The sequence below is a fragment of the Neisseria bacilliformis genome (assembly GCF_014055025.1).
In the GTDB taxonomy this organism is placed as follows: Bacteria; Pseudomonadota; Gammaproteobacteria; order Burkholderiales; family Neisseriaceae; genus Neisseria; species Neisseria bacilliformis.
Genome location: NZ_CP059571.1, coordinates 1,400,632 through 1,427,185, shown reverse-complemented (window position 1 = coordinate 1,427,185; position 26,554 = coordinate 1,400,632). Strand labels below are relative to the sequence as shown.

23 protein-coding genes are annotated in these 26,554 nt (G+C 59.4%); 12 read left to right on the top strand and 11 right to left on the bottom strand.

The genetic code is table 11. The features are described from left to right. Window positions 1–154: 154 nt before the first annotated feature. The 5 genes from H3L91_RS07080 (at window position 155) to H3L91_RS07060 (ending at window position 7,587) form a co-directional block, all read left to right on the top strand. A complete protein-coding gene (locus H3L91_RS07080; RefSeq protein WP_007342978.1) occupies window positions 155–1,777 on the top strand; it encodes a peptide ABC transporter substrate-binding protein in 1,623 nt (540 codons plus the stop codon). A gap of 101 nt (window positions 1,778–1,878) precedes the next feature. Further along, window positions 1,879–3,678 carry an aminopeptidase P family protein gene (locus H3L91_RS07075; protein ID WP_007342977.1) on the top strand — a complete coding sequence of 600 codons (1,800 nt, stop codon included), beginning with the start codon at window positions 1,879–1,881 and terminating at the stop codon, window positions 3,676–3,678. Between the two features lie 298 nt (window positions 3,679–3,976). Beyond that, window positions 3,977–4,897, top strand: coding sequence for an oligopeptide ABC transporter permease OppB (oppB, locus tag H3L91_RS07070; protein WP_007342975.1), 921 nt, complete (start codon window positions 3,977–3,979; stop codon window positions 4,895–4,897). Between the two features lie 126 nt (window positions 4,898–5,023). Then, complete coding sequence (gene oppC / locus H3L91_RS07065) at window positions 5,024–5,932, top strand: oligopeptide ABC transporter permease OppC (RefSeq protein WP_007342974.1); 909 nt, start codon at window positions 5,024–5,026, stop codon at window positions 5,930–5,932. A gap of 23 nt (window positions 5,933–5,955) precedes the next feature. Next, window positions 5,956–7,587, top strand: a complete 1,632-nt coding sequence (locus H3L91_RS07060; protein ID WP_007342973.1) for an ABC transporter ATP-binding protein — start codon at window positions 5,956–5,958, stop codon at window positions 7,585–7,587. Between the two features lie 454 nt (window positions 7,588–8,041). Here the strand turns inward: H3L91_RS07060 and H3L91_RS07055 are convergent, their stop codons facing one another. After that, window positions 8,042–9,376 (bottom strand): DEAD/DEAH box helicase, encoded by a 1,335-nt coding sequence (locus H3L91_RS07055; RefSeq protein WP_007342971.1) that lies wholly within the window; start codon window positions 9,374–9,376, stop codon window positions 8,042–8,044. A gap of 328 nt (window positions 9,377–9,704) precedes the next feature. Between H3L91_RS07055 and H3L91_RS07050 the strand changes: the two genes are divergently transcribed. After that, on the top strand, window positions 9,705–10,652 hold the full coding sequence (locus H3L91_RS07050) for a class I SAM-dependent methyltransferase (RefSeq protein WP_007342970.1): 948 nt from the start codon (window positions 9,705–9,707) through the stop codon (window positions 10,650–10,652). A 342-nt stretch (window positions 10,653–10,994) separates the two neighbouring features. On the opposite strand, the gene H3L91_RS07045 is transcribed toward H3L91_RS07050, so the two are convergent. The 7 genes from H3L91_RS07045 to H3L91_RS07015 all read right to left on the bottom strand — a co-directional run bounded on the left by H3L91_RS07045 (window position 10,995) and on the right by H3L91_RS07015 (window position 17,534). Further along, on the bottom strand, window positions 10,995–11,618 hold the full coding sequence (locus H3L91_RS07045) for a DUF2238 domain-containing protein (protein WP_040659527.1): 624 nt from the start codon (window positions 11,616–11,618) through the stop codon (window positions 10,995–10,997). 93 nt (window positions 11,619–11,711) lie between these two features. Beyond that, window positions 11,712–12,497: a hypothetical protein gene (locus tag H3L91_RS07040; protein ID WP_040658932.1), complete on the bottom strand. Its 786-nt coding sequence runs from the start codon at window positions 12,495–12,497 to the stop codon at window positions 11,712–11,714. Between the two features lie 79 nt (window positions 12,498–12,576). Continuing rightward, a complete protein-coding gene (locus tag H3L91_RS07035; RefSeq protein WP_007342966.1) occupies window positions 12,577–13,065 on the bottom strand; it encodes an energy transducer TonB in 489 nt (162 codons plus the stop codon). Between the two features lie 127 nt (window positions 13,066–13,192). Beyond that, window positions 13,193–15,352: a heavy metal translocating P-type ATPase gene (locus H3L91_RS07030; protein WP_007342965.1), complete on the bottom strand. Its 2,160-nt coding sequence runs from the start codon at window positions 15,350–15,352 to the stop codon at window positions 13,193–13,195. Window positions 15,353–15,582: 230 nt separating this feature from the next. After that, window positions 15,583–16,575, bottom strand: coding sequence for a lipoyl synthase (gene lipA / locus H3L91_RS07025; RefSeq protein WP_007342964.1), 993 nt, complete (start codon window positions 16,573–16,575; stop codon window positions 15,583–15,585). A gap of 75 nt (window positions 16,576–16,650) precedes the next feature. After that, window positions 16,651–17,265 carry a lipoyl(octanoyl) transferase LipB gene (gene lipB, locus H3L91_RS07020; RefSeq protein WP_007342963.1) on the bottom strand — a complete coding sequence of 205 codons (615 nt, stop codon included), beginning with the start codon at window positions 17,263–17,265 and terminating at the stop codon, window positions 16,651–16,653. After that, complete coding sequence (locus tag H3L91_RS07015) at window positions 17,265–17,534, bottom strand: HP0495 family protein (protein ID WP_007342962.1); 270 nt, start codon at window positions 17,532–17,534, stop codon at window positions 17,265–17,267. Before H3L91_RS07015 ends, lipB begins: the two co-directional genes overlap by 1 nt. A gap of 194 nt (window positions 17,535–17,728) precedes the next feature. On the opposite strand from H3L91_RS07015, the gene lon reads away from it, so the two are divergent. From lon to H3L91_RS07000, 3 genes are all read left to right on the top strand, one after another. Next, window positions 17,729–20,164 carry an endopeptidase La gene (gene lon, locus H3L91_RS07010; protein ID WP_007342960.1) on the top strand — a complete coding sequence of 812 codons (2,436 nt, stop codon included), beginning with the start codon at window positions 17,729–17,731 and terminating at the stop codon, window positions 20,162–20,164. 191 nt (window positions 20,165–20,355) lie between these two features. Continuing rightward, complete coding sequence (locus H3L91_RS07005; protein ID WP_007342959.1) at window positions 20,356–20,625, top strand: HU family DNA-binding protein; 270 nt, start codon at window positions 20,356–20,358, stop codon at window positions 20,623–20,625. A 168-nt stretch (window positions 20,626–20,793) separates the two neighbouring features. Further along, entirely contained in the window at window positions 20,794–21,777 is a 984-nt protein-coding gene (locus H3L91_RS07000) for a tRNA dihydrouridine synthase (RefSeq protein WP_040658930.1), read from the top strand. 163 nt (window positions 21,778–21,940) lie between these two features. On the opposite strand, the gene H3L91_RS06995 is transcribed toward H3L91_RS07000, so the two are convergent. Beyond that, window positions 21,941–22,756, bottom strand: coding sequence for an undecaprenyl-diphosphate phosphatase (locus H3L91_RS06995; protein ID WP_007342956.1), 816 nt, complete (start codon window positions 22,754–22,756; stop codon window positions 21,941–21,943). A gap of 130 nt (window positions 22,757–22,886) precedes the next feature. Then, window positions 22,887–23,369 (bottom strand): universal stress protein, encoded by a 483-nt coding sequence (locus H3L91_RS06990; RefSeq protein WP_007342955.1) that lies wholly within the window; start codon window positions 23,367–23,369, stop codon window positions 22,887–22,889. A 129-nt stretch (window positions 23,370–23,498) separates the two neighbouring features. On the opposite strand from H3L91_RS06990, the gene H3L91_RS06985 reads away from it, so the two are divergent. Together H3L91_RS06985 and H3L91_RS06980 are read left to right on the top strand one after the other, a co-directional pair. Next, complete coding sequence (locus tag H3L91_RS06985) at window positions 23,499–24,263, top strand: tRNA threonylcarbamoyladenosine dehydratase (protein ID WP_007342954.1); 765 nt, start codon at window positions 23,499–23,501, stop codon at window positions 24,261–24,263. A gap of 93 nt (window positions 24,264–24,356) precedes the next feature. Further along, on the top strand, window positions 24,357–24,737 hold the full coding sequence (locus H3L91_RS06980; RefSeq protein ID WP_007342953.1) for a hypothetical protein: 381 nt from the start codon (window positions 24,357–24,359) through the stop codon (window positions 24,735–24,737). Window positions 24,738–24,892: 155 nt separating this feature from the next. Here H3L91_RS06980 and H3L91_RS06975 read toward each other — a convergent pair whose 3' ends face one another. Then, on the bottom strand, window positions 24,893–25,093 hold the full coding sequence (locus H3L91_RS06975) for a hypothetical protein (protein ID WP_154647208.1): 201 nt from the start codon (window positions 25,091–25,093) through the stop codon (window positions 24,893–24,895). A gap of 49 nt (window positions 25,094–25,142) precedes the next feature. Here H3L91_RS06975 and trhP point away from each other — a divergent pair, with 49 nt between their 5' ends. Next, entirely contained in the window at window positions 25,143–26,498 is a 1,356-nt protein-coding gene (trhP, locus tag H3L91_RS06970; protein ID WP_007342950.1) for a prephenate-dependent tRNA uridine(34) hydroxylase TrhP, read from the top strand. Window positions 26,499–26,554 lie beyond the last annotated feature (56 nt).

Genomic DNA, 26,554 nt, shown 5'->3' with positions numbered 1-26,554 from the left:
CCCACTTACCGGAATTTACTTAAAATTAAAGATAAATAATACTATTTGACAATCGGTAAAAAAATAAATACATTCCCGACTTCACGCCACAACAGAACACCCGTCGCGGCGGCCGCCGAAGAAGAAAAAGAAAACCGCAAAGAGGAGCGCGTTTATGCCCGCAAACCGATATACCCTGACCGCCCTGACGGCGGCCGGCTGCCTCGCCCTTGCCGCCTGCGGCGGGGAAACCGTCATCACGCCCTCGAAATTCGAGCGCAAGGACTACAAACGCATCGTCGTCGGCAACGCCGTCGAACCCGGCTCGCTCGATCCGCAAAAAAGCGGCGACATGGCCGCCGGCGCACTCATCCGCCAAATGATGGACGGCCTGGTCGGCTCCGACGCCGCCGGCAAAACCGTTCCTGCGCTGGCGGAAAAATGGGAAAGCGACGGCGACAAAGTCTGGACTTTCCATCTGCGCGATGCCAAATGGTCGAACGGCGAACCGATTACCGCCGACGATTTCGTGTACAGCTTCCGCCGCCTTACCGACCCTGAAACCGGCGCGCCCTACGCCAGTTATCTGGCCGACGGCAAAGTGGTCAACGCCGAGGAAGTCATGCTGGGCAAGGCCAAGCCCGAAACGCTGGGCGTGAAGGCTTTGGACAAGAAAACGCTGCAATTCACGCTCACCGCGTCTGTGCCGTATTTCCCCGACATGCTGATTCAGCAATTCACCTATCCCGTCCACCGCGCCACAGTCGAGAAATTCGGCGACAAATGGACGCAGCCGGAAAATTACGTTTCCAGCGGTGCGTACAAGCTCAAAGAGTGGCGCGTAAACAGCCATATCGCGCTGGAAAAAAACCCCGCTTATTACGACGCGGACAAAGTTACCATTCCCGAGGCTACATTCCTGTCCACCGGCAAGGAATTCGACCGCTACCGCGCCGACGAAATGGACGTAACCTACGCCGTCCCCACTGACCAGATCAAAACTGCCGACAAGGAATTCTCCGGCCAGGTCAAACGCACCACCCTGCTGTGCACCTGGTATCTCGAGCCGAACGAAAGCGTTGTGCTGTTCAACAATCCGAAAGTGCGCCGCGCGCTCAATATGCTGATCGACCGCGACATCATTACCAAAGTAAGCGGGCGCGGCGACACCCCCGCCTTCCAGATGACCCCGCCGAACATGCAGGGCAGCGAACAGGTTGCGCCCGACTGGAAAGCGTGGAGCAAGGAAAAACGCGCCGCCGAAGCCTTGAAGCTGCTCACCGAAGCCGGTTACAGCGAGAAAAACCCGCTCACCTTTGAAGTGCTGTACAGCACCAACGAATCCTCGCGCAAGCAAATCACCGCGCTGCGCTCCATCTGGAAAACCGCCGTGCCCTTCATCCAGCCCAACCTGCTCAACCAGGAATGGAAAACCTATCAGGACACGCGCCAGACGGGTAACTTCGCCATCGCCTTCTCCGGCTGGTGTTCCGACTACAACGAACCCTCCGGCATGCTCAACGTGTTCCGTTCCAACAACCCGAACAACCGTTTCTTCTACGCCAATCCCGTTCTCGACAAAACTCTCGACGACACGCTTACCGCCGGCATCAAGCCCGAAGAGCGCGTGAAACTCTACGGCCGCGCCGAATCGATCATCCAGCAGGATTCGGTTATCCTGCCGCTCTACCATCAGGTTTCCGTCCAGCTTGTCAAACCCGACATCGAAGGCTTCTCCACCGAAGACCCGATGAAAAACTACGTATTGAAAAACTGGTCTTTCGCACCGAAAAAATAAACCGTGCGGTTTTCAGACGGCCTGTTGCGCCCGCAAGGCTTGGAGGCCGTCTGAAAAACCCGTTTCCAAAACCCGTTTCCGAACATCAAGGAGCAAAAAATATGACTACCGCCGATCAGAATCTCGCGGCACTGCGCCAAGCCATGCAGCGGCACGGCTTGGATGCTTTCGTGATTCCTTCCGCCGACCCCCACCTTTCCGAATACCTGCCCGAACACTGGCAGGCGCGGCGCGACCTTTCGGGCTTTACCGGCTCGGTGGGCACGCTGGCGGTTACGCCGCAAAAAGCCGGCCTGTGGGTGGACAGCCGTTATTGGGAGCAGGCCGAACAGCAGCTCGCAGGCAGCGGCATCGCCTTGCAGAAAATGGGCGAAGTCGCGCCCTACACCGAGTGGCTGGCGGAAAACCTGCAAGAAGGCGCGGCCGTCGGCGTGCCGGCCGATATGCTCTCGCTCACCGGAAAACGCGGTTTGGAAGCCGCGCTGGCGGCGAAAAACATCCGCGTCGAACACCCCGAAACGCTGCTGGACGAAGTGTGGCCGCAACGCCCCGCGATGCCGTCTGAAAAAGTTTACGTCCACAATCCCGCTTTCGTTTCCGAAACCGCCGCCGAAAAACTCGCCCGCGTGCGTGCCGCGATGAAAGAACACGGCGCGGATGCCCATCTGGTTTCCTCGCTCGACGACATCGCCTGGATCACCAATCTGCGCGGCAACGACGTGCCGTTCAACCCTGTGTTTTTGTCGTTCCTGCTGATCAGCGCGGACACAGCCGTTTTGTTTGCCGACCACAGCCGCTTCTCCGCCGAAGCCGCCGCCGCGCTGCAAGCGGCGGGCATCGAGGCGCGTGATTACGCCGCCGCCGCCGCCGCATTGGCGGATGTGCGCGGCAGCCTGCTGGTCGAGCCGAACAAAACCGCCGTCAGCACCCTGCGCCACCTGCCCGAATCCGTGCGCCTGATTGAAGACATCAACCCGAGCACGCTGTTCAAATCGGTCAAATCCGATGCCGACATCGCCCGCTGGCGCGACGTGATGGCGCAAGACGGCGCGGCCTTGTGCGGCTTTTTCGCCGAGTTCGAGCAGAAACTGGCCGCAGGCGAGCGCGTAACCGAGTTCGACATCGACGGCATGCTGCTCAAACACCGCAGCCGGCGCGAAGGCTTTATCTCGCCGAGCTTCGGCACGATTGCCGGCTTCAACGCCAACGCGGCGATGGCGCATTACAGCGCGACCGCCGAGCATTACAGCGTTATCGAGGGCGACGGCATGCTGCTCATTGATTCCGGCGGCCAATACTGGGGCGGCACCACCGACATCACCCGCATGGCACCCGTCGGCACGCCCTCCGAAGCGCAAAAACGCGATTACACGCTGGTGCTCAAAGCGCACATCGCGCTGGACGAAACCGTGTTTCCCGACAACATCGCCGCGCCGATGATAGACGCCGTATGCCGCAAACCGCTGTGGCAGGCACAATGCAACTACGGCCACGGCACGGGGCACGGCGTAGGCTATTTCCTCAACGTGCACGAAGGCCCGCAGCTCATCGCCTGCGCCGCCACCCCCAACAAAAACCACGCCATGAAAAAAGGCATGGTTACCTCCATCGAACCCGGCCTCTACCGCCCGGGCAAGTGGGGCATCCGCATCGAAAACCTGGCCGCCAACATGCCGGTGCCCAACCCTGCGGAAACCGAGTTCGGCGAATTTCTGTATTTTGAAACGCTGACGCTCTGCCCCATCGACACCCGCCTGATGCTGCCCGCAATGATGGACGACAACGAAATCCGCTGGGTCAACGACTACCACGCCGAAGTGCGCCGCCGCCTCGAACCCTTGACCGAAGGGGATGCGAAGGCATGGCTCTTGGAACGTACCAAACCGCTGGTACGCGCATAAACAGCCCACAAGGCTATTCCACCACGGCAGGCCGTTTGAAAACGGCAAAACGCCTTTTCAGACGGCCTGCCCCGACCAACCCTTGCCGGACCTGCGCCGCCGCACAGCCGAATGCCTGCAAAAGAAGAAAAAGAAGACAATACACAGGCAAACGCCCGACAAACCGGCGATTGCGCCCGAGCCGTTTTGCCACGGCTTTGCGGCAGTGTTTTCCCCTTTCTCCATTTGAAGCATTCAGGTCGCCGCGCAAAAACGGCAACACAGACGGTTTTACACCGTTGGGGATACAGACCTGATTATGCTGAAATTTATCATCAAACGGATATTGGCCGCGATTCCCACCATGCTGGTGCTGATTACCGTGTCCTTCTTTATGATGCGGCTCGCCCCCGGCAGCCCGTTCACCGGCGAGAAAAACCTGCCGCCGGCGGTGCTGGCCAACATCGAAGCCAAATACCACCTCAACGACCCGATGTACCTGCAATATTTCCACTACGTCAAACAGTTGGCGCACGGCGACCTCGGCCCCTCGTTCAAATACAAAGACTTTTCGGTTAACGAACTTTTGGCGCAGGCTCTGCCCGTGTCAGTGGAAATCGGCCTTTACGCCTTCGTAATCGCCGTTATCGGCGGCCTGCTTTTGGGCATCCTCGCCGCCTTGAAACAAAACACTTGGGCGGATTACACGCTGATGACGCTGGCGATGACCGGCGTGGTCGTTCCCAGCTTCGTCAAAGCCCCTATTCTGGTGCTGATTTTCGCCATTATCCTGAAATGGCTGCCGGCCGGCGGCTGGAACGACGGCGCGTTCATCAACCTGATCCTGCCCGTGGCCGCCCTGTCGATCAGCTATGTGTCCAGCATTGCCAGGATTACGCGCGGCGCGATGATCGAAGTGCTCAACAGCCCCTTCATCCGCACCGCCCGCGCCAAAGGCCTGTCGATGACCGCCATCGTCCTGCGCCACGCCCTGCGTCCGGCCATGCTGCCGATCGTGTCCTACCTCGGCCCGGCCTTCGTCGGCATCATCACCGGCGCGATTGTGATCGAAACCATCTTCGGCCTGCCGGGCATCGGCCAGCTTTTCGTCAACGGCGCGCTCAACCGCGACTACGGCATGATTTTGGGGCTGACCATTCTGGTGGGCGTGCTGGCGATTGCGTTTAACGCCATCCTCGACATCCTGTATGCCCTGATCGATCCGAAAATCCGTTACTGACACCAAACCGCCGTTTTCAGACGGCCTCTGCGCCGCCGTGGAAAAACAGGCCGTCTGAAAACCTCCGGTTCGTCCGAAACTCCCCCGTTTGCCGGGCGCATCGCCTGCCCGGATAGAGAGAGCACCATGATATTCAAGAAAAAACAAACCGAAGCACTGGCCGACGCGACAGAACGCGCCCAAATCAAAGGCAGCAGCCTGTGGCAGGACGCGTGGCGGCGTTTCCGCAAAAACAAAGCCGCGCTGTACAGCCTCACCGTGATGGTGCTGATTACCCTGTTCGTCATCTTCGCGCCGCTGTTCACCCACTACGCCTACGACTTCACCGACTGGGACAATATGTCCGCCGCCCCCTCCGTTGCCAGCCGGCATTATCTGGGCACCGACTCGCTCGGTCGCGATTTGCTGTCCCGCGCCGCCGTGGGCGGGCGCATTTCCCTGTTGGTGGGTTTGTCGGGTGCGCTGGTCGCCGTGGTCATCGGCACGCTCTACGGCGCGCTGGCCGGCTTCTTCGGCGGCAAAATCGACTCGCTGATGATGCGTTTCCTAGAAATCCTCAACGCCTTCCCGTTCATGTTTTTCGTCATCCTGCTCACCACCTTCTTCGGCCGCAACCTCATCCTGATTTTTGCTGCCGTCGGCTTGGTGTCGTGGCTGGATGTGGCACGTATCGTGCGCGGCCAGACTTTGAGCCTGAAACACAAAGAGTTCGTCGAAGCCGCCCGCGTCAGCGGCCTCTCCCGCCGCAAAACCGTCATCCGCCACATCATCCCCAACGTACTGGGCGTGGTGATGGTGTATGCCTCGCTGCTCGTGCCCGGCATAATTATGTACGAATCCTTCCTCAGCTTTTTGGGCTTGGGCGTGCAAGAGCCGATGACCAGCTGGGGCTCCATGCTGCAAGAAGGCGCGCTCACCATCGAAACCGCCCCCTGGCAGCTGCTCGTGCCCAGCTTCTTCCTCGTCGCCACACTGTTCTGTTTCAACTTCCTCGGCGACGGCCTGCGCGACGCGCTTGACCCGAAAGACCGATAAACCGCAGCCCAAAGGATACGGCCATGACAGAAAACACAACCAACACAGAAACCCGGGACATCCTGCTACGGGTGGAAAACCTCAACGTCTATTTCGACCTGCACGACCAAACCGTCCACGCCGTGCGCGGCATCAGCTTCAAAGTCGCCCGTGGCGAAACCCTCGCCCTCGTCGGCGAATCCGGCTCGGGCAAATCGGTAACGTCCATGTCCGTCATGCGGCTTCTGGACGAAAAAATGACCCGCTACGGCAAAGACTCGCGCATCACCTTTGAAGGCACCTCCATCCTCGATGCCGACGCGAAAACCCTGCGCAACCTGCGCGGCGGACGCATCGCCTTCATCTTCCAAGAGCCGATGACCTCGCTCAACCCCTTTATGCGCATCGGCCGGCAGCTCATGGAAGCCGCCCTGCTGCACAACAAAGACTGGAACCGCGCCGAAGCCCGCAAACGCGTGCTCGAACTCTTGCAGCGCGTCGGCATCCGCGAAGCCGAACGCCGCATGAAACAATATCCGCACGAATTTTCCGGCGGCCAGTTGCAGCGCGTCATGATCGCCATGGCACTCATCAACAACCCCGACCTTTTAATTGCCGACGAACCCACCACCGCGCTCGACGTAACCATCCAGGCCGAAATCCTCGACCTGCTGCACGATTTGCAAAAGCAGATGGGCATGGCGATTATCTTCATCACGCATGATTTGGGCTTGGCCGAGCATTACTCCAAAACCGTCTGCGTCATGCGCCACGGCGAAATCGTCGAACGCGGCAAAATCAAACAAGTATTTGCCGAACCCAAGCACGAATACACCCGCGAACTCATTCACTCCATTCCCACCGGCGTGCGCGAACCCGTCAAAGGCGATCCGGATGTCCTGATCGACGCCAAAGACGTGCGCGTCGAATTTGTCTTGGAAAAAAACTTCTTCGGCAAACCCACCAAAGTGTTCAAAGCCGTCAAAGGGCTGAACGTCAAAATCCGGCGCGGCGAAACGCTCGGCATCGTCGGCGAATCCGGTTCGGGCAAATCCACCTTCGGCAAAGCCGTGATGCAGATGCTGCCCTACACCGGCGAAATCAGCTTTGAAGGCCGCAACCTGCGCGACTTCTCCAAAGAAGAAGCCCGCCGCCTCAAAGCCGAACGCCAAATCGTCTTCCAAGACCCCTACGGCTCGCTCTCGCCCCGCCTCACCGTGGGCGAAATCGTCGGCGAAGGGTTCAGCATCCACCAGCCGCAGCTCTCCAAAAAAGAGCGCATCGAACGCGTGCTCGACGTGCTGGACGAAGTGTCCCTGCCCACCTCCGCGCTCAACCGCTACCCGCACGAATTTTCCGGCGGCCAACGCCAGCGCATCGCCATCGCCCGCGCCGTCATCCTGCGCCCGAAATTCATCCTGCTCGACGAACCCACCTCCGCTCTCAACCGCTCGGTGCAGGTCAAAGTGGTCGAACTCCTGTGCGACTTGCAGGACAAATACGGCCTGACCTACATGTTCATCAGCCACGACCTCTCCGTCGTGCGCGCCGTCAGCAACAACGTCATCGTCATGCAGCTTGGCGAAATGATGGAATACGGCACCTCCGAGCAGATATTCAGCAACCCGCAAACCGAATACACGCAAAGGCTGGTCAACGCCGCATTCGATTTGTAAACCTTAGGGTCTGTTGACAATTAGCATGCCCCAAAGCAGCAGAGGCCGTCTGAAAAACAGGTTTACGGTTTTTCAGACGGCCTCTGCTGCTTTGGGGCGCACGCGTTTGCTGCTTATGTAGGGTGCGTCGCCCCAAGGCGACGCACGCGGTCTTTGCCGCGCAACGAATTCCGCGTCTGCACAAAGCCGAATCCGTGTGCACAGCTGTGCCACACCCTGTCTTAACGGTAAAGAGGCCGTCTGAAAACTCCGTTTGCGTTTTTCAGACGGCCTCTACTGCTTTGCAGCACACACAGCTTGGGCTTTTGGGGAAATACGCGGATTCGTTATGCAGCAGAGAACACGTGTATTGTCTTGGGCGACACCCTACCTGTGTTCCAAACAAGCAAAGAGGCCGTCTGAAAAACGTTTTTCAGACGGCCTCTTTGCCTTATCCGCGTATATTTAAAGCATTTTACGCGCGTTTGCCTGCGCCCTCTTTTCGCGCTTTAAACCCGCCGCTTTTCTTAAATCCTTCTTTCTTAAAGCCGCCTTCTTTTTTGAACCCGCCCTCGCGGCGGCCGAAAGATTTTTTGTCTTTGTCGAAGCCGCCTTTGCCGCCCCAGCCGCCGCGTCCTTTCGGCTTGCCGCCGGCTGCTTTGCGTTTGCGGGTGGGCTCCATGCCTTCCACAGTCAGCTCGGGCAGTTTGCGGCCGATGTATTTTTCGATTTTGTGCACTTTCACATATTCGTTCACTTCGGCAAAGGTAACGGCAATGCCGCTGCGGCCTGCGCGGCCGGTGCGGCCGATACGGTGCACATAGTCTTCGGCCTGTTTGGGCAGGTCGTAGTTGATCACATGGGTGATGGTCGGCACGTCGATACCGCGTGCGGCCACGTCGGTGGCCACCAGAATTTTGCAGCGGCCTTTGCGCAAATCCATCAGTGTGCGGTTGCGCCAGCCCTGCGGCATGTCGCCGTGCAGACAGTTGGCGGCGAAACCTTTTTCGTAAAGCTCGTCGGCGATCACTTCGGTCATGGCTTTGGTGGAAGTGAAAATCACACACTGGTCGATATTGGCATCGCGCAGAATGTGGTCGAGCAGGCGGTTTTTATGGCGCATGTCGTCGCAGTAAAGCAGCTGCTCTTCGATTTTGCCCTGCTCGTCCACGCGCTCGATTTCCACCACTTCGGGGTTTTTGGTGAGTTTGCGGGCGAGTTTGCCGACCGCGCCGTCCCAAGTAGCGGAAAACAGCAGGGTTTGGCGGTCTTCAGGCGTGGCTGCGACGATGGTTTCGATGTCTTCGATAAAGCCCATGTCGAGCATGCGGTCGGCTTCGTCGAGAATCAGCACTTCCAAGCGGGCGAAATCCACTTTGCCGCTGTCCATCAAGTCCATCAGACGGCCCGGAGTGGCGACAATCAGGTCAACCGGCTTGCTCAATGCGCGGGTTTGATAGCCGAACGACGCGCCGCCGACGATGCTGACGGTGCGGAACCATTTCATGTTTTTGGCGTAAGTGAGCGCGTTTTTTTCCACCTGCGCGGCCAATTCGCGCGTGGGGGTCAACACCAGCGCGCGCGGGCCTTTGCCCGGTTTTTCGCTGCGGCGGGTTAAGCGTTGCAGCGTGGGCAGCAGAAATGCGGCCGTTTTGCCCGAGCCGGTTTGCGCCGAGGCCATGATGTCGCGGCCTTCTAAGGCAAACGGCACGGCCTGCGCCTGAATCGGCGTGGGCGTTTCGTAGCCCGCGCTCACGAGTGCGGAAAGAATGTTTTTATCGAGATTCAAATCGGAAAATTTAATAGACACGGCTATCCTTCAAGAAACAACAACACGCTGCGCCCGAAATGTTTATCAGACGACCTCGAAGCAAAGATGGGTAGCGGCAAATACAGAATTGGCGTTACAGGGTTGTCGCAGGCGGCTTCGGCCTGTGGTTAACATCGACAACAACCTGCAAATACATTTTCCGGAGAAAAACAAGAGAACGCGCCCGTAGCGGGCGGTTTAGGCAGAAGACGATGGCTTCGTAATAAAAAGGCGAACAGCGGATAATATAGACGTATGCCGACACGGTCAAGCGCGGCGGCGTTAATTACGGTAAAATCAATCCCTTTCACAAAACCGTCCGAACGCCATGACCGACAACACCACTCCCTTCGCCAACCGCCTCGGCAAAAACATCAAACACCTTATGAAATGGGCAAAACGCAACGGTATCGAAGCATGGCGCATTTACGACCGCGACATCCCCCAGTTTCCCTTTGCCGTCGATGTTTACGGCTCGCAAATCCACTTGCAGGAATACGATACCGGCTGGCTCATGCAGCCCGAAGAATACGAAGCGTGGCTTGCCGAAATCATTGAAGCCATTGTTTTTGTAACCGGATTTTCTTCAGACGACATCCATCTCAAACGCCGCGAACGTCAAAAAGGCGTGCAGCAGTATGAAAAAACCGGCCGCGCGGGCGAAGACTTCGTCATCGAAGAAAACGGCCGCAAGTTTTGGGTAAACCTCGACAAATACCTCGACACCGGCCTGTTTCTCGACCACCGCAACACCCGCAAAAAAGTGGGCGACACCGCAGCGGGCAAACGCTTTTTAAACCTGTTTTCCTACACCGGCAGCTTCACCGTTTACGCGGCCACGGGCGGCGCAGTTTCCAGCGAAACCGTTGATTTATCCAACACCTATCTCAACTGGGCGCGGCGCAATTTTGAGCTCAACGGCATCGATTTGGCAAAACACCAAATCATCCGTGCCGACGTATTCCAATATCTTCAGACGGCCTTTGAAGCAGGCAAACAGTTCGACCTCATCGTGATGGACCCGCCCAGCTTCTCCAACAGCAAAAAAATGAGCGACACCCTCGACATCCAGCGCGACCACGCCCGCCTGATACAGGGCGCAATGAAACTGCTTGCCCCAAACGGCCTGATGTATTTCTCAAACAACCTGCGCTCGTTTGCGCTCGATGAAAGCATTGCGGAACAATACCTTGTGAAAGACATTTCCAAACAGTCCGTGCCAGACGATTTTCGCAACAAAAAAATCCACCAATGCTGGGAAATCCGCCACCGCTGACCGCCCGCCCGTATGCTTTGAGGCCGTCTGAAAGCGCAGCTTCAACGAAGTTATAGTGGATACAGATAAAAAGTATTCGGTGTAGGCCGAGCTTCAGCCCGGCTGACTCGCTATTTATCCGATATTTTGCTGGGCTGAAGCCCGGCCTATGATGGGTATCTTTTATTTTGTTCAACTATAAAATCGGTTTTACGGCTTTTCAGACGGCCTTTCGTATTTCCAAACGCTTCCAAAACCACCGCCACACAGAAACCGCGTGCGTGGCTCGCGCCACACACCTACCTTGGCGGCAGAAGCCGTCTGAAAACTCAAAATCCCTTTTGCTTGTTTTCAGACGGCCGCCTACGTCCCCTGCCCTGCCCGCTTGTCCGGCCGCAAAACCAGAAACAGCGCGAGCGAGGTGAGCGCGCCAAGTGTGTCGGCGAGCATGTCTTTCTGCGCGTCCCACACGTCGCCCTGCGAGCCGAGGAACTCGATGCCCGCGCTGCCGCCGTCGATCACGGCATACTGCCATTCGATGATTTCGTAGGCCGCCGCCACGGCCATGATGAAAAACAGCGCGAAAAACACGGCCACGCCCAAGCCGGCGAGCCGGCGGCGGGTCAGCCATTCGGCCATCGGGAAGGCGTAAAAGCCGATGATGTAGTGGCCGACGCGGTCGAAATGGTTGCGCCCTTCGCCCAGCAGCGGGGCGAGCAGGCGGTTCGCCCAATCGAACGGCACTTCGGCGAAGGTGTAATGCGCGCCGACGCTGTGCATCGCCAGCCACAGGCTCATCAGGAAATAGGCGGTGTTGCTGAAACGGAAGCGGCCGGCGGTGGCGGTTAAGACGAACCACACCGCCGCGACGGGGACGATTTCGGCATACCATACGGCACGGTCGTGCGGCGAAATGCCCGACCAGACAATCAGCGCACCGATCATCAGGGCGAGCGCGGCGGGGAATGCAATGCTTTGTTTGTTCATGTTTTTTACTTCAAATTCACGGTTGGAGGCCGTCCCCGCCTGCACAGGGATGACGTTTCTGAAAAACGCTTGCGCACGCTTTTCAGACGGCCTTTATTTCTGCCGCACGAAATAAAGGCCGTCGAAGCAGTAGCGGATGCGCCCGGCCGTTACCCGCCCGTCGCCGTCGCTTTCTTTTTCCGCCACCACCAAGGGCAGGCTGAGGGTGCGGGTTTTCGCGTCGTAGGCGATGTAGTTGTTTTCCCGCCCTTCGGGCAGACGCGGTTCGGCCATCAGGTCGGCTTCGTAGGACAAAGTGTTGCCCAAACGGGCGGTGCGGATGATGTTTAAGGGTTTCAGACGGCCTTTTTCGATGTGCAGCAGCTCTACTCTGTCCAGATACAGCCTGCTGCTGCCGACAAAGCGGGAGACGGCGAAATACACTTTACCGTAGCGCGGCAGGGTGTCGGCGGCAATCTGCCGCACCCAGCCGCCGGACACGCCTTCGGCGAGCAGGGCGGTTCGGCCGCCGCTGCGGTATTGCAGCAGGTTTTTGTCGTTGTGCATCGTGCCGCCGGTTTGCTCATCCCAAGAAAAAGCGCGGACTCTGCCGTCGGCCGCCGCCGCGATGCCCGCGCCCGCGCCGAGCAGTCTGGGGAAGACGCAGCCCCACGATTCGGGGCGGGCAAGGTAGGCGGACAATTTGGCGTAAAAGCGTTTGCCCGCCGCAGCCAGACGGCGTTCGCGCGCTTCGCTCCATTCCCCGCCGCCATAATTGCCGTTTTCCTGCATTTTGCGGTATTCGGCGGCAACCGCAGCATCGGCTTCGCGGCAGCTTTGCGCGTACAGCGGGGCGGACGCGGCCAGGATTGCGGCGGTAAAAATCAGGGTTTTGCGCACGGTTTGTTCCTTTTGCTTTCGAGAGGCCGTCTGAAAAAGCGTTTTCGGTTTTTCAGACGGCCTCATATTATTGAAAACACTAAAATTCAAATTCCACCAAAATAATGTCTTCCACCCGCTCGAAACCTTTGGTTGCGGGCAGATACATGCCGTTTTTCGCGGCTTTCAAGGCGTATCTGTCCAAGATTTCGTGGCCTGCGGTCTGCGCCAGTTTCACATCCTTCACCTGCCCGCCCGCGCCGATAAGTACATGGATTTTCGCTGTGCCGTGCAGGTTGCGTTCCCGCGCAAACTCGGGATATTCCACCGTGCCGCCGATGTGCTGTGCGGGCGTGAACCGTTCGGTGTGTTCTTTGAGTTTTTCCGCTTCCGCCTCCATCAGCTTGCCGATACCGGCCATCAGCTGCCGCTGATATTGGTATTGCCGGTATTCGACATACAGCTTCAAACATCCCGATAAGACGATAACGATAAAAATCACCACCGCCGACAAGGCGGCCAGCGTATCACCCGCCGATGCGGCGGGCTTGGTCTTGTCTGCTTTTTCTATTCCGTCGCCCCAAGCCATGATTTTCCCTTGTAATCAAAAAACAGCGCATTTTATCCCATTATTAAACCGCTTGTCAGAAGGCGAACCGAAATAAAAGGCCGTCTGAAAAAGTGTTTTTCGGTTTTTCAGACGGCCTCATGCTTTGTCAGTCGATTTTCACCCGTTTGAGCCGCAGGGCGTTGCCCAAAACCGACACCGAGCTGGCGGCCATCGCCGCGCCGGCGATCACAGGGTTGAGAAAGCCCAGCGCGGCCAGCGGGATGCCGAGGGTGTTGTAGAAAAAGGCGAAAAACAGGTTTTGGCGGATGTTTTTCAGCGTGGCGCGGGCGATGAAGAGCGCGTCGGCAAGCTGGTTTACCGAGTGCTGCATCAGCGTGGCCGAGGCGGTGTGTTCGGCTGCGTCCGCGCCGCCTTTCATGGCGAAACCAGCATCGGCGGCGGCCAGCGCGGGCGCGTCGTTGATGCCGTCGCCCACCATCGCCACGGTTTTGCCCGCCGCTTTAAGCTCGCGCACGCCCTCGGCTTTGCCGCGCGGGGTCATGTTGCCGCGTGCGTCGGCGATGCCCAGTTGCGCGGCGATGTAATCGACCGTGCCCTGATTGTCGCCGCTCATGATGCACACTTCGATGCCGCGCGCTTTCAGACGGCCGATTGCGGCGGCGGCATCGCTTTTGAGCGTGTCGGCCAGCGCGAACGCGCCGACGGGTTTGCCCTCTGCCGACACGGCCACGATGCTGGCAATGCGCCACACGTCGTCTGAAACGGCGGGCAGGGCGACACCGGCAAAATCGGGTTTGCCCGCTTTCACCAAGCCCGCGCCTGCGATTTGGGCACTGATGCCCGCGCCGACGGCGGTTTGCGCGTTTTCCGAAGCGGGAATCTGCAAACCGCGTGCCTGCGCGGCGGCCACGATGGCGGCGGCCAGCGGGTGGGCGGCGTTTTGTTCGACGGCGGCGGCGAGGCGGTACAAATCGTCTTCGTTAAAACCGCTGTTTTCGGCCAGCCACACGGCGGCCACTTGCGGGCGGCCTTCGGTGAGCGTGCCGGTTTTGTCGAGCACGACGGTATCAATGTGCGCCGCCGCTTCCATCGAGGCCGCGTCTTTAAACCAAATACCGTGTTTCACCGCCTTGCCCATGCCGACCATAATCGCGGCGGGCGTGGCCAGGCCGAGGGCGCACGGGCAGGCAATCACCAGCACGGCCACGGCGTGCATGAGCGCGGTTGTCCAGTCGCCTTTAAACCACCAGGTCAGCGCGAAAGTGATCAGCGCGACGGCGACCACGGCGGGTACAAACACCGCCGCCGCTTTGTCGGCCACGCGGGCAATCGGGGCTTTGCTGCCCTGCGCTTCGGAAAGCGCGTTCATCATGTCGCCCAGCAGGGTTTCGCTGCCCAGCTGCGCGGCGCGGTACACAATGCTGCCGTCGGTCATCAACGCGCCCGCCAAAACTTTGCTGCCTGCCTGTTTGATTTCGGGGTTCGACTCGCCGGTGAGATGGCTTTCGTCTGCCCAGCCGCTGCCGCGCTCGACGATGCCGTCGGCGGCGATGCGCTCGCCGTGGTTGGCGCGGATGAGGTCGCCGACCATGATTTGGTCGGCGGGCAGGCTCTGCCATTGGCCGCCGCGCTCGACCGTTACCTGCTTGGGCGTGAGTTTCAGCAGCAGGCCGAGGCTGTTGAGGCTGGATTTTTTGGTGCGGTGTTCCAAAAATTTGCCCAGAGATACGAATCCCACCACCATCACGCCCGCTTCAAAATAAACGTGCGCCATGCCGTGCGCCGCGTGCGGGCTGAAAAACAGCATATAGACGGAGTAAAGGTAGATCGACACCGTGCCGACCGTTACCAAAACATCCATGTTCGCCAGCCCGCCTTTAATGCTCGCCCACGCGCTTTTGTAAAACGGCACGGCCAGCCAAAGCTGCACAATGCTCGCCAGCGCAAACTGCCACACAGGCGGCAGCATCCAGTCGTGCCTCCCGAGCATCATGCCCGCCATGCCGATAACAAACGGAATATTAATGGCCAATAGCAGCCACAGCCGCCAGCCGACGTGCACTTTCTCTTCGGGCTGCGGCAGCGCGTCGGTTTTCTCCTTTGCGCCGTAACCGGCCTTTTCGATGATTTTGGCGATGTCGTCGGCGGAGGCTTTTGCGTCGTCAAACACCACCTGTGCCTCTTCGCCCGCGAAGTTCACGCCCGCCGTTTCGATAAAGTCTTTTTTGTTCAAAACTTTTTCGATACGCGAAGCGCAGGCCTGGCAGGTCATGCCTTCGATTTGGAAACGGACTTTCTGCTGCATAGTGTTTTCCTTTCTTGCTTAAACATGCCGTCCCCGCCTGCGCGGGGATGACGTTTCCGAAAAACGGTTTTCAGACGGCCATATCGTACCGCTGCGGCGAAACGGCAAGGGCGCGAATATTTGAGGCCGTCTGAAAACCGGCAAAACGGTTTTCAGACGGCCTGTATGGCCGGTTGCGCCGCCTTGCGGGCGGTGCGAAAACCGCAGTATTTCTGAAAACCGCAGTATTTCTAATGATGGCCGCAGCCGCCGTGGCTTTCGCGCAGGGCTTCGGCGGCCTGCTCATCGGCGTGGTAGCTCGAACGCACCATCGCGCCGCAGGCGGCGTTGGTGAAGCCTTTGCTGTAGGCTTCGCGCTCGAACTGCTTGAACATGTCGGGCGTTACGTAGCGCAGCACGGGCAGGTGGCCGTCGGAGGGTTGCAGGTATTGGCCGATGGTAATCATTTCGATGTCGTGCGCGCGCATGTCGTCCATGATTTCGCGCACTTCGTCGTCGGTTTCGCCCAGGCCGACCATAATGCCGGACTTGGTGGGCACGTGCGGCATCATTTGTTTGTAGCGGCGCAGGAGTTCGAGCGAGTGTTTGTAGTCCGCGCCCGGGCGCGCCATTTTGTAGAGGCGCGGATGGGTTTCGAGGTTGTGGTTCATCACGTCGGGCGGGGTTTGCGCGAGGATGTTGAGGGCGATGTCGAGGCGGCCGCGAAAATCGGGCACCAGCACTTCGATTTTGGTGAACGGGCTGGTCTGGCGGATGGCGGTGATGCAGTCGGCGAAATGCTGCGCGCCGCCGTCGCGCAGGTCGTCGCGGTCAACCGAGGTGATGACGACGTAGCGCAGGTTCATGGCGCGTACGGAGTTGGCGAGGTTTTGCGGCTCGTCGGGGTCGAGCGGATTCGGGCGGCCGTGGCCGACGGCGCAGAAGGGGCAGCGGCGGGTGCACATGTCGCCCATAATCATGAAGGTGGCCGTGCCTTTGCTGAAACATTCGCTGATGTTGGGGCAGGCGGCTTCTTCGCACACGGTGTGCATTTTCTGCTCGCGCAGGATGTCTTTAATCTCAAAAAACTTTTTCGGATTGGGCAGCTTGGCGCGTATCCATTCGGGCTTTTTCAGCTTTTGTTCGAGGGGAACGACTTTGATGGGGATGCGGGCGGTTTTGGACGCGCCGGTGTGTTTGACGCCCTGGCGGTTGTCGAGGGGGTTGGTGGTTTCTGTACTCATGGTGTGTCTTTCTTTTCCGTTTTTTCAGACGGCCTTTTCGGCGCAGTTTGTTGTTTGGTATCGGTTATTTTGTTTTCAGACGGCCTCAAAGGCCAGTTTTTCCCGCAGCTGCGCCACCAGATTGTCGGCCACGTTGTCCAAAGACGGGGCGGGCTGCACGAAGTCGGCGATTTGGGTCATCTGCAAGCCGGCGTAGCCGCAGGGGTTGATGTGGGTGAACGGGGTGAGGTCCATGTCCACATTGAGGGCGAGGCCGTGATAGACCGCGCCGTTTTTGATGCGCAGACCGAGCGATGCGATTTTTTTTCCGCCGACATACACGCCGGGACGCTGCGGGTCGGCGGCGGCGGCGATGCCGTAGGCGGCCAGGGTGGCGATGATGCTGTTTTCGAGGGCGGAAACGATGCGGCGCACCGAGGTTTTGCGCCGTTTGAAATCGATCATGGTGTAGACGACGAGCTGGCCGGGGCCGTGGTAGGTAATCTGGCCGCCGCGGTCGATCTGCACGACGGGGATGCCGTCCCGCACCAGCAGGTGTTCGGCCTTGCCCGCCAAGCCCTGGGTGAAGACGGGATTGTGTTCCACAATCCACAGTTCGTCTTCGGTGTCGGCCGTGCGGCGGTCGTTGAACGCCTGCATGGCGTGGAAAACGGGCAGATAGTCGCGGCGGCCGAGGCGCACGGTTTTCATCACAGCACCACTTTCACCAAAGGATGCGCGGTGAGGCTGCGGTAGATGTCGTCCAGATGTTCTTGGTTTTGCGCCTGCACGGTAACGGTGGCGGAGAGGTAGTTACCGCCGCTGCTGGGGCGGGAAGTGATGTGCTCTTCGGCCGTGTCGGGCGCGTGGCGTTGCACAGCGGCGAGGATTTCGGGCAGGAAGTCGGGATGCTGCGCACCCATCACTTTGATGGGGAAGGCGCAGGGGAATTCGATGAGGCTGTCTTTTTGCTGGGTCATGTCGTCGTCCTTATGGTTTTCAGACGGCCTGCACGCATCGGGAGGCCGTCTGAAAAACGGCGGAGCGTATTCTAACGCAATCGGCCGGCCTCGTCTGCCCGAGCGGCGGTTTTCAGACGGCCTCATAAAAGCTGTCTTGAAAAAAAGGCGCGCAGCCCAATTTGGCGGCCTGACTTTGTAAAGGAAGCATAAATATGGCCAATACACAACGCCCCGCCTACGACCGCGCCCTGGCTCTGCTGCCGCTGCGCGATGTGGTGGTTTACCCGCACATGGTGCTGCCGCTGTTCGTCGGCCGCCCCAAATCCATCGCCGCCTTGGAGCGGGCGATGGAAAGCGACGAGCCGGTTTTCCTGCTGGCGCAGAAAAACCCCAACGACGACGACCCGCAGCCGCAAGACCTGCACCAGATGGGCACGATTGCCAACGTGCTGCAAGTGCTCAAACTGCCCGACGGCACAGTGAAAGTGCTGGTGGAGGGCATCCGCCGCGCCCGCGCCGTGGACATCGAAAACAACGGCGACTATTTCTTCGCCTACGTGGAAACCGAAGACGAGGAAACCTCGGCCGGACACGATATGGAAGCCCTGCGCCGCACGCTGCTGAACGAGTTTGAGCAGTTTGCCAAGCTGAACAAGAAAATCCCCGCCGAGGTGCTCTCCACCATCACCGGCATCGAAGACAACGGCCGCCTCACCGACACCGTGGCCGCCCACCTGCAACTGAAACTCGAACTGCGCCAGGCCGTGCTCGACAAGGTCGACGTGGCCGAACGCATGGAGTTCCTCATCGGCCAGATCGATGCCGAGCTGGACATCCTGCAAGTGGAAAAACGCATCAAAGGCCGCGTCAAACGCCAGATGGAAAAATCGCAGCGCGAGTACTACCTCAACGAGCAGGTCAAAGCCATCCACAAGGAATTGGGCGAAGAAGACGAACGAGCGGAGCTGGACAAGCTCGAAGCCGACATCAAAGCGGCCGGCATGAGCAAAGAGGCCGAGGAAAAAGCCCTGTCGGAATTGAAAAAACTCAAAATGATGCCGCCGATGTCGGCCGAGTCCACCGTGGTGCGTAACTATATAGATACGCTGCTCGAACTGCCGTGGAAGAAAAAAACGCGTGTCATCAAAGACATCGCCAAAGCCGATCTGGTGCTCAACGCCGACCACTACGGCCTGGAAAAAGTCAAAGAGCGCATCTTGGAATATCTGGCGGTGCAAAAACGCAGCGAAAAACTCAAAGGCCCCATCCTCTGCCTCGTCGGCCCCCCGGGCGTGGGCAAAACCTCGCTCGGCCAGTCTATCGCCAAAGCCACCGGCCGCAAATACGTGCGCATGGCCTTGGGCGGCGTGCACGACGAGAGCGAAATCCGCGGCCACCGCCGCACCTACATCGGCTCGATGCCCGGTAAAATCATCCAGGGCATCATCAAAGCCGGCGTGAAAAACCCGCTGTTCCTGCTCGACGAAATCGACAAGCTGGGCAACGACTTCCGTGGCGACCCGTCCAGTGCGCTGCTGGAAGTGCTCGACCCCGAACAAAACAGCACCTTCTCCGACCACTTTGTCGAAGTGGACTACGATTTGAGCGACGTATTGTTCATCGCCACCTCCAACAGCATGAACATCCCCTCCGCCCTGCTCGACCGCATGGAAATCATCCGCCTCTCGGGCTACACCGAAGACGAAAAAGTCAGCATCGCCATGCAGTACCTCGTGCCCAAACAGATGGAGCGCAACGGCGTGCGCGAAGGCGAAATGGACATCCGCGAAGCGGCCGTGCGCGACATCGTGCGCTACTACACCCGCGAAGCCGGCGTGCGCTCGCTCGACCGCGAAATCGCCAAAATCTGCCGCAAAGGCGTGATGGCGGCGCAGCTGGCCGAAGACGCGCACAAAAACGGCGGCGGCCAAACCGAAACCATCGTCGTGGACGCGGGCAACCTGCACGACTACCTCGGCGTGCGCCGCTTCGACTTCGGCGTGGCCGAAAACGAAAACCGCGTCGGCCAGGTAACCGGGCTGGCGTGGACGGAAGTGGGCGGCGAGCTGCTCACCATCGAAGCCGTCGCCCTCAAAGGCAAAGGCAACATCGTGCGCACCGGCAAGCTGGGCGACGTGATGCAGGAATCCATCACCGCCGCATGGAGCGTCGTCCGCTCCCGCGCCGAAGGGCTCGGCCTCGCGCCCGACTTCTACGAGAAACACGACATCCACGTCCACGTGCCCGAAGGCGCAACCCCCAAAGACGGCCCCAGCGCGGGCATCGGCATGACGCTGGCCATGGTGTCCGCCTTCACCGGCATCCCCGTGCGCGCCGACGTGGCCATGACCGGCGAAATCACCCTGCGCGGCGAAGTGCTGCCCATCGGCGGCTTGAAGGAAAAACTGCTCGCCGCCCTGCGCGGCGGCATCAAACACGTCCTCATCCCGCAGGGCAACGTCAAAGACCTGGAAGAAATCCCCGCCAACGTCAAAGAAGGCTTGGAAATCCGCCCGGTCAAATGGATAGACGAAGTGCTCGACTTCGGCCTCGAACGCCGTCCCGAACCGTTCAAAGCCGATCCCGTCCCCGCCGACCCGTCCGTCGCGACAGCGGCAAAGTCAAGCGCAAACGCCCAACGGCACTGACACGGCGCATGTTATGTTGTAAAAAAAGATAAGGGCGCACAAACAGACGGAAAATGTCCGCCGTTTGTGCGTTTGTCCTTGACACGGCAAATCCCGCCTTGCTATAAAGCCGCGTCATTATCCATCCGCATTCCCGAACGCGGAGCGTTTGGGAATTTTCCATGTTTTAATTAAACAGAAAGGGACTTATCGTGAACAAGTCTGAATTGATCGAAGCCATGGCTCAGGAAGCCGACATCTCCAAGGCCGCCGCCGCCAAAGCACTCGACGGCATGGTGAACGCCATCACCGCCGCCCTGAAAAAAGGCGACACCGTAACCGTAGTCGGCTTCGGCTCCTTCTACGTCGGCGAACGCGCCGAACGCCAGGGCCGCAATCCCAAAACCGGCGAGCCGCTCACCATCGCCGCCGCCAAAACCCCGAAATTCCGCGCCGGCAAAACACTGAAAGACGCGCTGTAAAACGCAGCGTCCCAAACGCCCGCATGAAGCGCAGAGGCCGTCTGAAAAACGTTTTCAGACGGCCTTTGGCATACATGCAGGCAACACGCCGCCCCCTGCCGCCGCGCCGCATTTTCAGACGGCCTCCGCTATAATCCGCCCCTTTGCCCGTGCCCGCCGCCCAAGCCGATGACCGAACCACCTTGTTACCTTGTCCTCGCCCCGATGCAGGGGCTGACCGACGCGCCGATGCGCGATTTGCTCACCCGCATCGGCGGCTTCGACGAATGCGTGAGCGAGTTCGTCCGCATCACCCACACCGTGCACTCCCGTGCCGCCTGGCTCAAATACGCGCCCGAAATGGCGCGTGGCAGCCGCACCCCCTCGGGCATCCCCTGCACCGTTCAGCTTCTGGGCAGCGACGCGGCAAACATGGCCGCCAACGCGCTCGAAGCGGTGCGTTTCGGCGCGGAAAAAATCGACCTCAATTTCGGCTGCCCCGCGCCCACGGTCAACAAACACCAAGGCGGCGCGGTGCTGCTCAAAGAGCCGCAGCGCGTGCACGCCATCGTCAAAACCCTGCGCGAAGCCCTGCCCGCGCACATCCTGCTCACCGGCAAAATGCGCCTCGGCTTCGACGACAAAACGCTGGCTTTGGAAAACGCGCAGGCCATCGCCGAAGGCGGCGCATGCGCCCTCACCGTGCACGCCCGCACCAAAGTTGAAGGCTACGAGCCGCCCGCGCACTGGGCTTGGGTGAAAAAAATCGCCGCAGCGGTGGACATTCCGGTAACGGCCAACGGCGACGTGTTCACCTTGCAGGACTATCTTGCCATCCGGCGTGAAAGCGGCTGCGCGGGCGTGATGATCGGGCGCGGCGCGGTCATCCGCCCGGGTTTGGCGCGGCAGATCAAGGCGTATGAAAACGGTGAAGACGCGCCGGAAATGGCGTTTGCCGAAACGCTGCAATGGATGCGGCTGTTTGTGGATTTGTGCCTGAACGCGGCGGGCGGCAGCGAAAAATACGCCCTAGCCCGCCTGAAACAGTGGCTGGGGATGATGAAACAGGCCGAGCCGCAGGCGCGGGATTTGTTCGACGCCGTGCGCACGCTGAAAGAGGCGGACGCGGTAAAACGGGTGCTGGCAGCGTTTGCGGACAAAGAGGCCGTCTGAAAAACGCATTTCGCCGCAGCCGAAACGCTTTTTCAGACGGCCTCAAAGCAAGTGCGGATAAAGAACGAAAACACCGCCCGGCCTACAAGAGATGCTTTATATTTCACGACAACGGTTGAGGCCGTCTGAAAACCGCATTTTCAGACGGCCTCAAACCTTTGCTTTATTTCAGCACCGCGAAATACAGCAGCACCAGCGCGCCCAGCACGATTCTGTACCAGCCGAAGATTTTGAAATCGTGGCGTTTGATATAGGCCATCAGGAATTTGATGGTGAGGACGCTCACGATAAAGCTCACCGCCATGCCGCAGGCGAGCACGGCCAGTTCGTGCCCCGAAAAGGCCGGGCCGTGTTTGGCGATTTTCAGCAGGCTCGCGCCGAACATCACCGGCACGGCGAGGAAAAAGGTAAATTCCGCCGCCACTTCGCGGCTGAGGCCGACGGCGATGCCGCCCAAAATCGTCGCGCCCGAGCGGCTGGTGCCGGGCAGCACGGCGGCGATGACCTGAAACAACCCCACCCACAAAGCCTGCATATAGGAAATGCCCGCCAAATCGGCCGTTTTCGGGCGGTGGTGTTTGTTGCGGTTTTCCACAACGATAAAGGCCGCGCCGAAGGAAATCAGCATCACGGCCACGGTGAACGGGTTGTAGAAATGGCGGTCGATCCAGTTATCCAGCGACAGGCCGACCACGGCGGCGGGCACGCAGGCAAGCAGGATTTTGCCCCACAGCGGCACGGCTTCGGGTTTCAGCCGCAGCCCGCGCGCAAACGGCCACAGTTTGTCGAAATACAAAACGGCCACCGCCGCAATCGCGCCAAGCTGGATGACGACGAGAAACATTTTCCAAAATTCGGGCGACACATCGAGCCGCACAAACTCGTCCAGCAGAACCATATGGCCGGTGGAACTGACGGGCAGCCATTCGGTAATACCCTCCACAATGCCGAACAGCGCGGCCTTCAAAATATCAAGCATAAAACTTCTTCAATCCGTGGCAACAAAAGCGGCGGATTCTACCCGATTTTGCCCCCGCCCATCCCGCAGGATAACAAAAGGCCGTCTGAAAAACGCTTTTCAGACGGCCTGCAATGTTTTGCTGCGGCGTTTACGCTTCATCTTCGCCGCCGCCCCCTTCGCTGCGGATAATCAGCAGCGGCAGATGGCTCTGGCGCATCACGGTTTCGGCGAAGCTGCCCATCAGAAGGTGCATCAGGCCGGTGCGCCCGTGCGTGCCCAGCACCAGCAGATCCGCGCCCTGCTTGTCGGCGTAGTCCACCAATTCCTGCGCCATCTCGCGCGCGCCCTTGTTGGCCAGCAGCAGGTGCGTGTTCACACCGGTGATGCCCGGCTCCGCGCCGTTGGTGATTTCCAAAGCCTCGGCCAAAACCGCGTTGCCGTTGGCCACAGCCGCCTCCTCATAGCTGTCCTGCTGCAAAAACTCCGGCGCGAGTGCCATATATTCGGCGGGGTTGGCAACATGAACCAAAGTCAGTTGCGCCTTCCCCGCCGCCGCCACGCTGCACGCATGTTTCAAAGCATTGGCCGAAGTTTCGCTGCCGTCCACTGCTACCACCAGATGTTTGTACATAACACGCTCCTTGTCGATAAATATTGATATGGATTGAGACTTCTGCTTTGCGGACATCCCGCACGGCGCGCAGTATAATCCAGCCCGCGCCCAAATGCGCATTTTTTCTGTTTTCCTTGACCTGACACAATGACCGCCTCCCCCCCCTCCCGCCGCTTCGGCGGCATCGCCCGCCTCTACGGCGAAAACGCCCTGCAACGCTTCTCCCAAGCCCATGTCTGCGTCGTCGGCCTCGGCGGCGTCGGCTCGTGGGCGGCCGAAGCCCTCGCCCGCAGCGGCATCGGCAAGCTCACCCTGATCGATTTGGACAACGTCGCCGAATCCAACACCAACCGCCAAATCCACGCCCTCACCGACAATTTCGGCAAAGCCAAAACCGCCGCCCTTGCCGAACGCATCGTCCAAATCAACCCCGCCTGCCGCGTGCGCCAAATCGAAGACTTCGTTACCGAAGACAACCTGCCCGAGCTTTTCAGACGGCCTTACGGTTTCGTCATCGACGCCATCGACCAAGTGCGCGTCAAAGCGGCCATGGCCGCGCATTTCGTCCGCACCCGCCAGCCCTTCGTATTGAGCGGCGGCGCGGGCGGCCAGCGCAACCCCGCCCAAATCCGCACCGCCGACCTCGCCGCCGTAACCCACGACCCCCTGCTCGCCAGCCTGCGCTACACCCTGCGCCGCCGCCACTGTTTCCCGCGCGACCCCAAACAGAAAATGCGCGTCCCCTGCGTCTATTCCCTCGAAAACGTTGCCCCGCCGCAAACCGCAGCCGCCTGCGACGCCGCCCCGCAGGGACTCTCCTGCGCAGGCTACGGCGCAAGCATGGTGGTAACCGCCGCCTTCGGCCTCCACTGCGCCCAAGCGGCAATCGAACACCTCGCCGCGCAAGCGTAAAACCACTTGGTTTTGCGCGTGATAAAGCGCGATAATCAGGCCGTCTGAAAACACACGGGAAACCGTTTTCACAACAGAAAAAGGAGCAACAAAATGAAATACGCCGCCCTCGCAGCCGCCGCCGTTTTACTCTCCGCCTGTGCCCTCACCCCCGAACAGCGCGCCGAACGCGAAGCCGCCCAAATCCGCGCCCGCCAAAACCTGCAAGTCGCCCTCGCCGCCCAGTGCGACCCCGACACCGCCGCCATCATGCGCCGCCAGTTCGACGGCCAAACCGGCGCGGACGCCAAAGAAAAACAAGCCTTCCGCCTCGCCTACATCGACAAAGTGAACGACAAAATGTTCCAAGCCTGCTACCGCATGGCCTGGCAGAGCTACACCGCCCAACAGCGGCTGGAAGACCTGCGCCGTTACAGCTACTACTACGACGACTGGTGGTACGGCCCGCGCCCCTGGGGCCCGTGGTGGTGGTGAGGCCGTCTGAAAACAGCCTTTCCGCCCCCCGATTTTTCAGACGGCCTCAAAGGCCGTCTGAAAACGCAAGCCTAACCCGCCAAATTGACCCCTCATCCGAAAGCACGGATAATCCGCCTCGCTTAAAAACCATTAGAACCTGTTTTCAGACGGCCTCAAAGCACAAAGAGGCCGTCTGAAACCTTTGCACCCCCCCAACAGCAGTCTGAAACCCAAAAAACGCCGTCATTCCCGCGCAGGCGGAAATCTTGTTTGATATTCGATAATTCTTGAAAAAACAAGCCATTGCTTAAATCCCGCAAGATTCCCGCCTGCACGGGAATGACGCCGATTAGCGTCATACCGAATTTTGCCAAGGTTTCAGCCTGAAAGCCGTTCCCTCCACCCAAACACAACACAGACACCATGAAATCTCCCGAACTCCTGCTGCCCGCCGGCGGCCCCGAGCGCATGCGCACCGCCTTCGACTACGGCGCCGACGCCGTTTACGCCGGCAGCCCGCGCTATTCGCTGCGCGCACGCAACAACGAATTTGCCAAGCTCGACGTCCTTTCAGACGGCATCCAAGAAGCGCACCGGCGCGGCAAAAAATTCTTTCTCACCTGCAACACCCTGCCGCACAATTCCAAGCTCAAAACCTTTGTCGCCGACATGGAACCGCTGGTCGCCATGAAGCCCGACGCCCTGATTATGGCCGACCCCGGCCTGATTATGGTAACGCGCGAGCGCTGGCCGGAGATGCCGATACATCTTTCCGTGCAGGCCAACACCACCAACTACTGGGGCGTGAAATTCTGGCAGAACATCGGTGTCGAACGCATTATTCTGTCGCGTGAATTGTCGATGGAAGAAATCGCCGAAATCCGCCAGGAATGCCCGGATATCGAGCTGGAAGTGTTCGTGCACGGCGCCCTGTGCATCGCCTATTCCGGCCGCTGCCTGCTCTCGGGCTACTTCAACCACCGCGACCCCAACCAAGGCACCTGCACCAATTCCTGCCGCTGGGACTACAAAGTCCACGACGCGCAAATCGACGAAATGGGCGACGCCAAACTGCTCGAAGGCTTCGACTTCAACAAAGCCCAAGAAGAAGCCAACCAAGCCTTCGAGGGCATCAACGGCCAAGTGCGCCACCCCCGCGCCGACAAAATCTTCCTGCTCGAAGAGTCCAACCGTCTGGGCGAATACATGCCGATTATGGAAGACGAACACGGCACTTATATTATGAATTCCAAAGACTTACGCGCCGTAGAGCAAGTGGCCGAGCTGGCAAAAATCGGCGTGGACAGCCTGAAAGTGGAAGGCCGCACCAAATCCGTGTATTACGTCGCCCGCGTCGCCCAAGCCTACCGCAAGGCGATTGACGACGCCGTCGCCGGAAAACCCTTCGATTACAGTCTGTTGGCCGAACTCGAAGGCCTCGCCAACCGTGGCTACACCACCGGCTTTTTGGAACGCCACCAAACGCAGGACTACCAAAACTACCTCGCCGGCCACTCGCTGGCCAAACAAAGCCAATACGTCGGCCACGCCGTTGCTGTGGACGACGAAGGCTGGGCCACCGTGGAAGTGAAAAACCGCTTCGCCGTGGGCGACACCCTCGAAATCATCCACCCCGAGGGCAACCAAACCATCGTCTTGCAGGCCATGAGGCGCAACGGCGAACCGGCCGACACCGCCCCCGGCAACGGCATCCGAGTGCAAATTCCCAATATGCGCGGCCGGGAAAAAGCCCTGATTGCGCGGGTGCTGAACCCGTAAGCCCGTTTTCAGACGGCCTCATGCCGTCTGCTTGAAAACTGCTATAATCCGCCCCG

Excerpts from the sequence above, each read along its gene's own strand:
- H3L91_RS07080 (WP_007342978.1), top strand. The coding sequence starts at position 155 with ATGCCCGCAAACCGATATACCCTGACCGCCCTGACGGCGGCCGGCTGC.
- H3L91_RS07075 (WP_007342977.1), top strand. The coding sequence starts at position 1,879 with ATGACTACCGCCGATCAGAATCTCGCGGCACTGCGCCAAGCCATGCAG.
- oppB (WP_007342975.1), top strand. The coding sequence starts at position 3,977 with ATGCTGAAATTTATCATCAAACGGATATTGGCCGCGATTCCCACCATG.
- oppC (WP_007342974.1), top strand. The coding sequence starts at position 5,024 with ATGATATTCAAGAAAAAACAAACCGAAGCACTGGCCGACGCGACAGAA.
- H3L91_RS07060 (WP_007342973.1), top strand. The coding sequence starts at position 5,956 with ATGACAGAAAACACAACCAACACAGAAACCCGGGACATCCTGCTACGG.
- H3L91_RS07050 (WP_007342970.1), top strand. The coding sequence starts at position 9,705 with ATGACCGACAACACCACTCCCTTCGCCAACCGCCTCGGCAAAAACATC.
- H3L91_RS07045 (WP_040659527.1), bottom strand. The coding sequence starts at position 11,618 with ATGAACAAACAAAGCATTGCATTCCCCGCCGCGCTCGCCCTGATGATC.
- H3L91_RS07035 (WP_007342966.1), bottom strand. The coding sequence starts at position 13,065 with ATGGCTTGGGGCGACGGAATAGAAAAAGCAGACAAGACCAAGCCCGCC.
- H3L91_RS07030 (WP_007342965.1), bottom strand. The coding sequence starts at position 15,352 with ATGCAGCAGAAAGTCCGTTTCCAAATCGAAGGCATGACCTGCCAGGCC.
- lipA (WP_007342964.1), bottom strand. The coding sequence starts at position 16,575 with ATGAGTACAGAAACCACCAACCCCCTCGACAACCGCCAGGGCGTCAAA.
- lipB (WP_007342963.1), bottom strand. The coding sequence starts at position 17,265 with ATGAAAACCGTGCGCCTCGGCCGCCGCGACTATCTGCCCGTTTTCCAC.
- H3L91_RS07015 (WP_007342962.1), bottom strand. The coding sequence starts at position 17,534 with ATGACCCAGCAAAAAGACAGCCTCATCGAATTCCCCTGCGCCTTCCCC.
- lon (WP_007342960.1), top strand. The coding sequence starts at position 17,729 with ATGGCCAATACACAACGCCCCGCCTACGACCGCGCCCTGGCTCTGCTG.
- H3L91_RS07000 (WP_040658930.1), top strand. The coding sequence starts at position 20,794 with ATGACCGAACCACCTTGTTACCTTGTCCTCGCCCCGATGCAGGGGCTG.
- H3L91_RS06995 (WP_007342956.1), bottom strand. The coding sequence starts at position 22,756 with ATGCTTGATATTTTGAAGGCCGCGCTGTTCGGCATTGTGGAGGGTATT.
- H3L91_RS06990 (WP_007342955.1), bottom strand. The coding sequence starts at position 23,369 with ATGTACAAACATCTGGTGGTAGCAGTGGACGGCAGCGAAACTTCGGCC.
- H3L91_RS06985 (WP_007342954.1), top strand. The coding sequence starts at position 23,499 with ATGACCGCCTCCCCCCCCTCCCGCCGCTTCGGCGGCATCGCCCGCCTC.
- H3L91_RS06980 (WP_007342953.1), top strand. The coding sequence starts at position 24,357 with ATGAAATACGCCGCCCTCGCAGCCGCCGCCGTTTTACTCTCCGCCTGT.
- trhP (WP_007342950.1), top strand. The coding sequence starts at position 25,143 with ATGAAATCTCCCGAACTCCTGCTGCCCGCCGGCGGCCCCGAGCGCATG.